This is a genomic window from Eikenella longinqua (assembly GCF_001648355.1).
GTDB lineage: Bacteria > Pseudomonadota > Gammaproteobacteria > Burkholderiales > Neisseriaceae > Eikenella > Eikenella longinqua.
The window spans coordinates 90,653-102,383 of the sequence record NZ_LXSL01000018.1 but is presented as its reverse complement, the minus strand read 5'-3'; the positions used below and the strand labels follow the sequence as shown (position 1 = coordinate 102,383).

The 11,731-nt window shown below is 56.7% G+C and carries 8 protein-coding genes and 2 pseudogenes; 1 reads left to right on the top strand and 9 read right to left on the bottom strand.

Annotated features, from left to right (window positions below; all coding sequences use genetic code 11):
- Positions 1-361 precede the first annotated feature (361 nt).
- The 3 genes and pseudogenes from A7P95_RS05605 to A7P95_RS12475 all read right to left on the bottom strand — a co-directional run.
- The gene (locus tag A7P95_RS05605; RefSeq protein WP_245636570.1) at positions 362-922 is read right to left on the bottom strand and encodes a DUF4376 domain-containing protein; all 561 of its coding nucleotides are present in this window, start codon (positions 920-922) and stop codon (positions 362-364) included.
- A 93-nt stretch (positions 923-1,015) separates the two neighbouring features.
- Positions 1,016-1,729 (bottom strand): gp53-like domain-containing protein, encoded by a 714-nt coding sequence (locus tag A7P95_RS12480; protein WP_067592434.1) that lies wholly within the window; start codon positions 1,727-1,729, stop codon positions 1,016-1,018.
- Positions 1,730-1,761: 32 nt separating this feature from the next.
- Positions 1,762-1,890 (bottom strand): annotated as a pseudogene (locus tag A7P95_RS12475) (phage GP46 family protein); the annotation flags it as partial.
- A gap of 177 nt (positions 1,891-2,067) precedes the next feature.
- Here A7P95_RS12475 and A7P95_RS05595 point away from each other — a divergent pair.
- Complete coding sequence (locus A7P95_RS05595; RefSeq protein WP_082890746.1) at positions 2,068-2,910, top strand: helix-turn-helix domain-containing protein; 843 nt, start codon at positions 2,068-2,070, stop codon at positions 2,908-2,910.
- A gap of 483 nt (positions 2,911-3,393) precedes the next feature.
- Here the strand turns inward: A7P95_RS05595 and A7P95_RS05590 are convergent, their stop codons facing one another.
- From A7P95_RS05590 to A7P95_RS05565, 6 genes and pseudogenes are all read right to left on the bottom strand, one after another.
- Positions 3,394-4,095, bottom strand: coding sequence for a tannase/feruloyl esterase family alpha/beta hydrolase (locus A7P95_RS05590; RefSeq protein ID WP_082890745.1), 702 nt, complete (start codon positions 4,093-4,095; stop codon positions 3,394-3,396).
- Positions 4,096-4,293: 198 nt separating this feature from the next.
- On the bottom strand, positions 4,294-5,589 hold the full coding sequence (efeB, locus tag A7P95_RS05585; RefSeq protein WP_067592432.1) for an iron uptake transporter deferrochelatase/peroxidase subunit: 1,296 nt from the start codon (positions 5,587-5,589) through the stop codon (positions 4,294-4,296).
- Between the two features lie 132 nt (positions 5,590-5,721).
- Entirely contained in the window at positions 5,722-6,909 is a 1,188-nt protein-coding gene (efeO, locus tag A7P95_RS05580) for an iron uptake system protein EfeO (RefSeq protein WP_067592431.1), read from the bottom strand.
- A gap of 25 nt (positions 6,910-6,934) precedes the next feature.
- Entirely contained in the window at positions 6,935-7,795 is an 861-nt protein-coding gene (efeU, locus tag A7P95_RS05575) for an iron uptake transporter permease EfeU (protein WP_067592430.1), read from the bottom strand.
- A gap of 241 nt (positions 7,796-8,036) precedes the next feature.
- Positions 8,037-8,435, bottom strand: coding sequence for a hypothetical protein (locus A7P95_RS05570; protein WP_082890744.1), 399 nt, complete (start codon positions 8,433-8,435; stop codon positions 8,037-8,039).
- 109 nt (positions 8,436-8,544) lie between these two features.
- Positions 8,545-11,626, bottom strand: a pseudogene (locus A7P95_RS05565) (TonB-dependent receptor domain-containing protein).
- Positions 11,627-11,731: the final 105 nt, after the last annotated feature.

The window sequence follows — 11,731 nt, the reverse complement described above, 5'->3', positions numbered from 1 at the left end:
TGCGGTAGTTGCCCTGCTGGGTGCAGACGTAGGGCGGGTCGAGTACCAACAGCGTGCGCGGGTTGGCGATGTGTTGTGGCAGCAGCTCGCGGTAGGACTGGCTGACTATCTCCACGCCGTTCAGGTAAATCCCATTTGTCGGCAGGCAGAGCCATGGTTTTGGCACGCACTCCGCCGTCGCGCACAGAGGCGGAAAGGCAGTCGTGCACGCCGCCGCTGCCGGGGCCGTAGGCAATCTCGGCGTGGCTGTATTGGCCGCGGGTAAGGATGCGGGTGAGCCAGTCGGTGCCGCGCCCGGCCAGCACGCGCCAGCCGCGGCCGCTGCGGCGGCCTTTGTACAGAGCTAGGTAGTATCGGGATTTCATGATTTAGATTCCCCCAGCTCGGCGGCAGCGTGCTCAAAGTTGGCCGTCCAACCGCCTGAATAATCGTACTCAAGCGGTTTGTCGGCTTGGAGCATGGCGGCGCGGTGTTTTTCGGCGTTGGCGAAATCGGCCTGCTCGTCCACCATCATTTGGTCTAGCAGCTCGCCCAACAGCTCTTTGGTCATAGGCAAAAAGCTGTTGTCCATCGTTTTCCAAAGCAGGTTTTCAGGTAATTTTGTTCGCACCGCTAGTGCCAAATACTGCGTACGGCTGTTATCGTCGGTGTGAAACCACTTGCCCACGGATTGGATATAAACGCCGTGCCGCAGGTTGTCGGCACGCTTGGCTTTGATGCGCTCCCACATTTCGGCCTGCTGCTCGGCTTTAAGCCGGGCGGCGCACTCGGGGTCAATCTGCCATTGCTCCCCATCCCAAGTGCTGCTCGGGCAGGGCGGCTGCGGTGCCAGCACGGGTTTGCCGTCTTTGCCGGGCATAATCACTTGCCCGACAGACTGACCGGCCAGCAAGGCGGTGTGCTGCTCTGGGCTAATCTCCACAATATTTTCAGGCAGCCTGTTATGGATTTGGTCGTCGTAAAATCCGCCGGTGAATCATGAGTAAAAAATAGTCATATCTACTCCTTTAATAGCTTAATAGCCGATGGCAAAAACATATGCGGTAGCAGGATTACCGTGCCCATTGAGTGTCCATATATCCACGTACAAATCAAACGTGGATTTAGATTGAGCGATGGCACGCACTATCTGCCCGCAGCCGCCTTCTGGGCGCTCCAAATATGAATTGACCATAATCGCTGCACACGAGTTCGGGAACGCTACGGGAAAATTATAAGTACCTTGAAAAGCATTCATATTTTTCTTAATTCTTATCCACTGCAATATGATATCGCCGTCCATTTTCAGGTAGCCATTTTCAGCTTTGCTTGCCTCCGTAGTCTGTAAATCGTCTATATTCAGCAGCCGCTTGCCGTCGTAGTGCAGCTCGCCGTTGTTAAGGAGTGAGAGGATTTTGCCGCTACTTTGGTTTTTTAGGTAGGCGCTTGTCCCATCCGCGCCCAGTTTCAGCGAGCGGCTGGCAGCAAAGTGGGCGGCGCTGTCGCTCGCCAGCAGGCCGGATTTGGCGTGCAGAGTGTTGGTAAAGCTCTTGATACCGGCGATGTCTTGGTTGCCAGTGGTTTTAACTGCGCCGCCGGCCTGCTCGTCGATGATTTTGCGCAAAGCCTCCAGCACTTGGTTAGGCTTGGCCTTGTCCGGCTGGATGCCGCCCGCCGTCAGCACAGCCAGCAGCTCGGCTTGGATTTGGTTGAGCCACCACGCCGGCAGGATGGTGCCAAGCTCGCTCACGCCGTCGCCGTCGTGAAAGGTCTTATCGGGGGTTTGGCCAGCACGGCGATGCGCGGCAGGTCTTTCATGCGGCGCAATTCGTGCAAGCGGCTGCCCAGCGCAGGCTCGGCCCAGTAGCTGCCCAAAGGCGTGACCAGCCGCACATAGACTTCGTTTTCAATCCCTTGTAGCCCCGCTTGTTTAGCTCTTGATAGATTTTTTCAGAGTTCATAAAATACGCTCAATTTCTAGGCTAAATTTAACAACTTAAATGAAGCACCAAAGATGTTTCATCACTATTTGCACGAATATTAGTAAATAAATTTGACCATGTCAAATTTATTTACACTGGAGATACCATGTCTGACGAAAATGCAATGATGGAAGAAGTGGCAGATCGCCTGATTTCGGAGCGAGTTCGCTTGGGGTACTCTAAAGCGGATTTCGCTAGAGAAATAGATATAACTAGAAATACATTAAGGACTTACGAAATAGCGAAAAGCAATATTCCGTCTAATATTTTGGTGCGGATGGGCAGCTTAGGCGTGGATGTAATGTATGTGTTGTTTAATCAACGCAATCCGGCTCAAGCCGAATCTTTGGCCGAACAAACTAGGCGCGAAGGCGAAAGATTGGCAGAGCAGATGATTAGCGGCAATACCATGTCCAATAGTGTGATTGCTGGCAACGGCTCAACCATCAACAACATAAACACGACTAAACACGTCAGCAAAACGGTGGCAGAGGTTAAACCCGGCAAGGGACACATCACAGATGAGCAAGCATCCACGATACAAAAACTAGTCGATGACATAGTGGTCATCGAGAGCAGCGTAAAACAAAAGCCTAGAGGCCATAAAGCGGTCTGGACAGCCTTTAACCGCCGCATGAAAATTCCCAGTTACCGCTTGCTCCGGTTGGAACAGTTTGATGATGCTTGCAACTATCTCCGTTCCACCGTGGGGCGCCTAATGAAACAAAAAAACGCCCGCAAAAAATTGCCGGGCGATGAGTGGAGAAACCGAAAGTATCGCTATATCCATGCCAGCTTCAAAGAAATCCCCGAGCTGGAGACTTGGTTCAAGAGGCACATAAAGGCTAAATTTAAGGTGGATAGCAAAGCAGATTTAAGCGACGATGAGCTAGAGCAGGCATACACCTCCTTGTCCAATAAGAAACGCGAATTAGCCAAGCGAAAATGATTTAACCGTACAAGTTTGAGAGTGGCATTTAGCGTACAAGTTATATTTTTGAGCAGGCAGCCATAATATCTTTTATATGACTGATTTTATTTGGCTTAATTAAACTTATACGCCGTATTAGTTTAAACAAGCCCGTGTATAAGTTCACGTTTCAAACTTATCCTGTATAAAGCGCGACCTCCTTTTCTGCTGCCGAGAGCTTAGGTTGATGCTAGGCACCAGTTCACAGCATGAGTAGCTTTTTGTGCAACGGCTGGCTAACAGGGATTAGACATAGGAGGCATCGGTTGTGGTGAGCGGTTCGGCCGTCAGGTTTAAAACCTTTTAAACCTCTTTTAGAAGGTGCTCAATCCCCTCTCATTCTGGTGCAAAAGATAACGCATTTTTTATCAAACTAAAGCAAAAGCTGGTGCAAGTTTTTTCTCGCACCAGCTTCGCTCAAATCCGCACCTGATAAAGTTTTCCGCCGTTTTTCGCCTCCGGTCATCCCAGTGCAAAAATAACCACCTCCCCACAGTTGGCGGCAATCACGCCGTCAAATTCCAAAGGATAACGCTGGGCGGCCATCATCGCCTCGCGTCCGCCGTTGGAGCAGCCCATGAAGTAGCTGTGCTGCGGGGCGGCGGCATACATTTTTTGAATCAAAGCCTTGGCAACGGCAGTAACTTTGCCGGTGGACTGGTAGGCAAAATCCAGCCGCGCCTGCTGGTCTGCGCCGAAATCGGGCGTGGGTGTCGGGTGTCCGCCGTCCATGCTGACCACGGCATAACCGCGCATCAGGGCAGGCGCGGCAGTGGAAGTGCGCACGGGGATATTGCCGACTGCCGGCGCGACAAAGCCGTCCACCCCGCCGCCGCCTTGAAACAGAAAATTGCCGTTCCAGTTTTCAGGCAGGCGAAGCTGGAATTTGGTGCCGTAATGCTTGCCGTCCGCGCCCGTGCGCGCGCCGATTTCGCCTTCGACGATGCAGTGCGGTTTCGCCTGCTGGCTGCTTGTTGAACCACCCGTGAGCGACGACATTTTGTCCGCGCCGATTTCGCCGTTTGACCATTCGGCTTTGGTGATGGCGGTGTCGGGCAGGGCTGCGTTTTTCAGGGCAAGGCATTGCTGCTGCGGCGAAGCCTGGGCGGTGGCGGAAACGCCTGCCCACAACAGCAGGGTGGCAATGGGGGTGACTTTGTGCATGACGAACTCCCTTTAAACAGTGTGAAAAAACGGTCTGCCGCGATGATAAAGCACCATACCCGGAAAGACCATGCCAAGATTTTTCAGGTAGCCTGATTGAGCCGGGCGCAAGGGCTACCTGAAAACCAAAAGGCTACCTGAAAACGAGCAACGCGAGTTTCTGCGAAGCTAAATTTTTCAGGTAGCCTTTTGGCTGCCTCACAATACGTTGGCCAGCAGGCTTTGGCCGAGGTAGCCGCCCTGCTCGGCGCCGGGCAGGGTGAAGAAGTAGCCGCCGCCGAAGGGACTGATGTATTCCTCGAGCGGTTCGAAATCGAGCAGCTTCTGCACGAAGATGAAGCCGTCGTCGAGGTTGGCCTGATAGCAGATGAAAATGAGGCCGACGTCGAGCTGGCCGGATTTGGCCAGGCCGCGCGAGTAGTCGAAGGGGCGGCGATAGAGCAGGTGCCGCTTCATGAATTCAGGGTCGCGCGGGTTGGCCAGGCGCATGTGGCTGTCAGCGGGAAGGGTTTTGCCTTCGGGGTCGGAAGCGTAGTTGGGGATGTCGCCTTCGTTTTTCATGCCCAGCGGGGCGCCGCTGTATTTTTCGCGGCCGAAGATGGTTTGCTGTTCTTGCAGCGGGGTGCGGTCCCAAAATTCGACGAAGTGGCGGATGAGGCGCACGGCTTGGTAGCTGCCGTTTTTGGCCCAGGCGGGCTCGTCTCGGCTGTTTTCGGCCACGCCGCTCCACAAGACGGCGTCGGCGGTTTCGGGCTTGGATACGTCGGGGTTGCCGGAGCCGTCGCGGAAGCCGAAGAGGTTGCGGGCGGCGAGTGCGCCGGGCTCGGCCTTGGGCAGGAAGCCGTCGATGCTCCAGCGGATGACGGCGAATTGGGCGGTGTTTTTAATGATGTCGCGCAGGGCGTTTTGGCAGGTTTCGGGGGTGAAGGCGCAAATTTGCAGGCTGAGGTCGCCGTCGCACCAGTCGCGTTGCAGTTTGTCGTTGGGGAAATCTTTCATTTCCTGGAGGTGTTTGGGCTTGTGGGGGGCGAGGCCGAAACGTTCGTCAAACAGGCTGTTGCCCACGCTGAGGGTGATGGTGAGGCCGTCGGGCCGGATGACTTTGCCGAGGATGCCGCTGCCTTGCGGGGGGAGTTTGGGGTCGCCGTCTTGCAGCTCGCCGCCTTTGGTGAGGAAGTCGGCGCGGGCGGTGATGGCGCGGAAGAGGTGTTCGAGTTCTTTGGGGGTTTTGGCGAGCACGTCGAAGGCGGCCATGATGGCGAATTGTTGGTGCGGGGTGGTGATGCCGGCTTGGTGGGTGCCGTAGAAGGGGAAGCTTTGGCTGGAGTGGTGTTCGGGGCTGTTGCCGCCGTTTTGCGCGGAGCCGCTTTCGGCATTTTGCTCTTTACTGCCCATGCCGCAGGCGGCGAGCCCGGCGGCTGCGGCGCCAACGGCGAGGCCTTTGAACAGGGTGCGTTTGGAGGGGGATTGGGGTTGCTGGTCGTTGGGTTGCATGGTTTCTCCTGCTGGGGAAGTTTTCAGGTAGCCTGGATGCGCTAAAAATAATTTCAGGTAGCCTCTGGGACGATAGAGGCTACCTGAAAACGGGATTCCCTTTTTTAAACTGGGTCAAACATTTCGGGCTGATTAGTTCAAACCGAGAATGCCGCGCAGTTTGGCCAAGTCTTCAGCCAGGGTGTTAATCGGTGCCTGCAAGGTTTTGCGGTCGGCTTCGGTGAGCTTGTCGTAGGGCTCGAAGCCTTTGTCGTTGCGGTATTTAGCGAGGATGTCGGTAACCTGTTTGAAGTTGGCATCCACTTTTTCCAGCAGGGCTTTGTCTTTCTCGGCAATCATCGGGCGGAAGAGCTCAACGATTTTCTGCGCGCCTTCCACGTTGGCTTGGAAGTCGCTCAGGTCGGTGCGGCTGTAGCGGTCTTCCTCGCCGCTGATTTTGCTGTTGGCCACTTCTTCAATCAGCACGGCGGCGCCGCCTACCACTTTGGTGGGCGGGAAGGTGAGGATGTCGATTTCCTGTTTCAGCTTCTGCACGTCGGCCAAGAGTTTGTCGGCCACGGGCTCCATGCCTTTGGTGGTGTTCAGCGTCCACAGGGAGTGCTCGATGCGGTGGAAGCCGCCGAAGCCTTCATCTTTCTCGCCGAGCTTGAAGTCGTCGGCGCGGGCGTCGATGGCCGGGTCGAGCTCGTTAAACAGCTCGGCTATCGGCTCGATGCGCTCGTAGTGGCTGCGCACGTCGGCAAACATGGCTTTGGCTTCTTCGGTGCGGCCGGCTTTCACGGCGTTCACGAAGGCGGTGGTTTTGGTAACCAGCTGATCGGCTTCGTTTTGCACGTATACTTTGTAATCCGCCAGGGGCTGTGCCAGTTTTTCCATATCGGCTTCGCCAGCGGTTTCTTTAAAGCCGCTGTCGGTAACCACCAGCTTGCCGCGCGGGTTGTTCAAGAGGCCGCAGGTCATTTCGTATTCGCCGGGCAGCAGGGTTACGGTCATCTTATCGCTCAGGGTCGGGGCGATGTTTTCACGCTCATCCACCACCATCACGCCTTTGAGGATTTCCCATTCCAGCTTGCGGGCGCTGTTGTTTTTGATGTTGAACACTACCTGGCCGCTGGGCACGGTCATTTCCATCGGCTCGCAGGCGTGGTCATTCACCGCGATGTTGTAGCTGCCGTCGGCATTGGGGGTGGCGGCGGCACCGGAAGCGGCAGACGCGCCTGAAGCGGCAGGCTGGCCGGAAGTTTCGGCAGCCGGCGGCTGGCAGGCGGCCAAACCGAAAGCGGCAAACACGGCCAAGGCGGTAAGATTCAGTTTCTTCATAGTAAGACCTTTCACATGGCAAAACTTAAGGGGTTGGAGAAGATGCAGCGGCGGCAGCTGGCTTGCTGCCGCGCAAAAACAGAAACAACACCGGAATCAGATAAGCAAAATACAGAATAAAATCAGACAGCACCGGATGGTGCGTGTAGCCGAAGAAGCCGCCCATCAGCACGCCCAGCGGGCTATCCTCATGCAGCACGCCCGACCAATCCAGCGGCATCGGCGAAGACCAATCAAACGGGTTCACCTGCCACACATTCCACACCCCCGCCTCATGCAGCGCGCGGAACGCCCCGGCAGTGAGCCCGGCGGCCACAAAAATCAGGAAAATGCCCGTCCAGCGGAAAAAGCGCGCCAAATTGATGCGCACCCCGCCTTGGTAAATCAGCCAGCCCACCACCACCGAAGCCGCCAGCCCCAGCACCGCGCCCAGCGGCATGGCCGCACTCTGGCTCTGGTTGAACACCGCCAGCAGGAAAAACACACTCTCCATGCCCTCGCGCGCCACCGCCAGAAACGCCATGCCCACCAGCGCCCAGCCGTGGCCCTTGCCCCGGTTCAGCGCCGCCGTAACCGACTGCTGCAAATGCTGTTTGATCGACTTAGAAGCCTTCTGCATCCACAGCACCATATAAGTGAGCATCGCCACCGCCACCAGGCCGATCACGCCCACCACAAACTCCTGCTGCTTCTGCGGAATCTCGCCGGTTTCCTTATAAATCAGCCAGCCGGCCAGCAAACACATACCCGCCGCCAGCACCACGCCCAGCCACACCTTCGGCATCATGCGCTGGTAGCCGCCCTGCTTCAAAAAGCCGGCCACAATGCCCACAATCAGCGCCGCCTCAATGCCCTCGCGCAACATAATCAACAAGGCAATCAGCATGGCTGCCGCTCCTTTACATAAACTTGAACTTGCCCGATTATATCCCCGCCCTCTAGCAAAATGCAAACAATTCCCAATTGAATTCAAACAAAATCCACCAGCATTCACAAGCAATTAAAAAGCAAAAGAAAACCAAAATGCCCGGCCGTCTGCCGCCGGGCATTCCGATGATTTTGTTATGGTGGTGAACACCTCTCCGCACAAGGCCGGCACAGGCTACCTGAAAAATTCCAAGCCCGCCCTACCACCAATACGGGTAATACGGCCGATACATCATCCACTCCAGCTCACGCCGCCGCTCGCGCCTCTCCAGCTGTGCCAAGCGCTCCCGATACACCAAATTCTCCCAAGCCATCCGGTAGCAGGCCTGAAACGCCGGCTCCGACACCTTGTCCGCATATTCCAGCCGCAGCTTGGCCTTCTGCTCATCCGGCACACCCAGATAATCCTCCTGCTGCAAAGCAATCAGCTGCGCCGCACGCCTATCGCACTGCGCCGCCAGCGCCACCGCCGTCTGCTTCATCTCCCGCTCCCGCGCCGCCTCATAGGCCGCACGCTGCTGCGGCGTCATCGCGCAACCCGCAAGCAGCAGGCCGCAAAAGGCTACCTGAAAAATAGGTTTCATCCGTTTCGCATTCATCGTTTTCCTCCTTAAGCGGCTGTTTCATCCGCCGATTTATCATACACCATCCAACCGGCGGCTCAAACCGCCCTTTCGTTTTTCAGGTAGTCTTTTACTTCATGCTCGGCTAAAACCTGGCCTTGATGCCGAACGTTACCGTCCTGCCCGGGCCGGGGGTGGGCACGTTGCTCATCGGGTCGAGATAGTAGCGGTTGGTGAGGTTGTTCACGCCGAGGTTGAGGCTGAATTGCCTGCCGATGCGGTAGCGGGCGTAGGCATCCCACACAGTGGAGGCGCGCCAGTGGTAGGCCGTACCGGTGGAAGTGAGCAGATGCCCCATGCCTTGTTCGATAAGCCGGTCGTGCTGTTTGCTGCTGCGGCGGCTATGGTGGATGCCGCGCACGCCGAGTTCGAGTTTTTCGCCCAACAGCCGCACGCCCAAATCGAGGTTAAGGGAATATTTGGGCTGGATGGACTGATAAAACCGCGTCGCGCCGATGCCGCCTTCGATGCAAGCAGGCACGCTGTTGTAGTACATATCGTAGGCGAAGGAGAGGTTTTCATCGCAGGTTTGCTGTTTCAAGCGATAAGTACCGCCAAGCGACATGAAGAAGCGGCCGAAATCGAAGCGGCTTTGCAACTCGATGCCTCGGGTGATTTTGCGGTCGTATTGGATGAGGTCTTTATTGGCGGCGGTGTCGATGACGTTTTTGATGGTGTTGGAGAAATAGGTGAGCCGTACGTCGCCTTCGCGTAGTTTTCTCCACAACGGGGCGAAGTTATAGGTGTAGCCGACTTCCCAGTTGGTGCTGCGCTCGGGCTTGAGGTCGAACGAGGGCAGCATGGCATCCAAATACACCGCGCCGAAGCTCATATTGGTGGCTTCGTAGATGCTGGGGAAGCGCGTCATTTGCGCCCAGCGCAGGTGCAGGCGGCTGTTGTCGGTCAGGTCGTAGCTGAGGGCGACCATGGGCGACCAAGCCGAGCCGTTGAGGCGCTTCACCGGCGGGAAGTTGGCATCGCCCGTTATCGTGGTAGAGAGATGATGGGCTTCGGCAGTGAGATCCGTGCTGGCAATATCGTTGCGGCGGGTGCGGTAATCAGGCGAAGTGTCATCATCGGTGTTTTCGTAATATTGGCTGGCTTCATAACCGTAATCAAACGTATAGTTGTCGTCATTGGGATAATATCCGAAGCGGGCGCTGCGGCTGATACGCAGGTAGCGGTAGTAGCTGCCCTGCCTGCCCTGCGGGTTGCTCACGCGCTGGTCGAAAAAGCCGTTTTCAAAGGCCGGGCCGTGGAATTTGTGGTTGCCGTATTCCACGATTTTGGGGCGCATCGGGCGGTAAAGTACGGTGCGGCTTTCATCGAAAGCCTGATAATCACCGTTGCCGTCGATATAGCCGGTGTTGCCGTTTTGGTCGTGGCGCGACAGGCTCTCGTCGGGATAGAAGCCGTAGCGTTGCTCAAATTCGCGGTAAATGGGTTCGTAATTGTCGGGGTCGGCGGCGATGGCGGCGCGGGCGCGGTTGTAGGCGGCGATTTCTTCGGGCGTCATCACTTGCAGATACGGCAGGGCGATACCGCTGATCACGTCGCCGCCGTCCGCACTGTAAGTAACGGAATAGGCGGGGTTGCGGCTGGCGCGGGCGCGGGCGAGCAGGTCGTCGAACGCCCAAAATCGGTCGTAGCGGACGCCTGCTTCGATTTTCAGGCGTTCGGTCGGCCGCCAGTCGAAACTCAGTTGTGCACCCCATTCCTTGCGCCGTCCGGAGCGCAGGCCGGTAAGCTTGGTGAGCGCGGTTACGGCATCCATGATGCCGAAGAAGTCTTTATCGTTTTGCGCCACTTCGCTGCTTTCATCCAGCTTCTCGTATTGGTGTCGGGCGGAAAGGGTAAAGCTGAAATTGTCGCTCAAGCGCATGCGGTTGCTGATGTTGAAGCCGGTGCGGGTGGCTTTGGTGGTTTGCACCGCGCCGGAAAATACGGTGTTCGCGCCGTCGATAACGGGCGGGTTGTTGGGCGGATTGTTGCGGTCATAGCCTTCGTCTATCAGTTCTTGGCAGCTGGCGATGCCGCGTGCGGGGTCGGGCTGGAAGTTGTGGCGGAAGCAGCGTGCCCAGGCATCGTATTTGGCATCGCCGTATGGCACGGCCAAATCGGGGCCACCGCTTTGGTGGCGGGTGCTGTTAGTGCGCACGCGCCAGATGTCGGCTTTAAGGTCTATCCAGCGGCTGCCTTCGGGCTGCCATTGGTAGCCGAGTTTGTAGGTGCGGTTGCGGATGTCGGAATCGATACCCTGCACGGGGGCGATGTCGTAACGCTGCCGCCGCATATTGTATTCGCTGCTGTATGGCATTATTCAGGTAGCCTGCTCACGCCGCGCTTGCCGCTGAAATAAGTACCTTTGCGGCGGTCGCTGTAGGCGATGAGGCCGTCTGAAACATCGGTTTGAAGGCGTTAGAGAACAATAGGTTACGGTCGTTTTTAAATTCGCTAAAACGGCTGCTTTGGCGTGGTTTGTCGGCATCCGAGCCATAGAAATTGAGTCCGGTGAAAGGTACGCCGCCTCCCAACATGCCGGATGCGCCATCGGCAGTGGGGTTGCCGGGCAGGGTGCGGTAGTCTTTGCCCAAGTAGTCGTTGAAATTCTGAATCTGCTCGGCAGTGTTGTTGGAAAACTCGGTTTTCAGCTCCACGCCCCAGCTCTTGCCTTCGGGGATGATGTCGGCAGGCTCGATGGTGCGGATGGACACCGCGCCGCCCACGCCGGATTTCACCCCGCGCGTCATGGCCGGGCCTTTTTCCACCGTGATGCTGCGAAACAGGGCGGGATCGACATAGTTGCGGTCGGCAATGCCGTAGTTGTTCATCCACACGTCCACGGTCTGCTCCGTGCCGTCGATGGTAACGGGGATGCGCCCTTTGCCGCTGATGCCGCGTATATTGGGCGTAATCGCGCTGCCCGCATTGCGGGTATTCATGTTGTACACGCCGTTGAGGCCTTTGAACACGTCGCCGGCGGCATCGGTGCGGTAGCGTTCTAGGTATTCGCGGCCGGCGTAAACGCTGGACACGTTTTTGCGGTACACATCGTCTGCGCCGCGCTGGTCGCGGCTGCGGCCTTTGATTTCGATGGTTTCGAGCTCGCCGGCGGCGGGCGACGCACCATCGTTCTTGGCTACGGCCGAATCGGCCACAGCCTGCATATGGGCAAAGGCGGCGGAAAGCAGCAAAACTAACAAACGGGGGCGGAATGCTTGGGGCTTCATGTTAATATCCTGCAAAGAATAGTCATCAACAATCAAACAAAG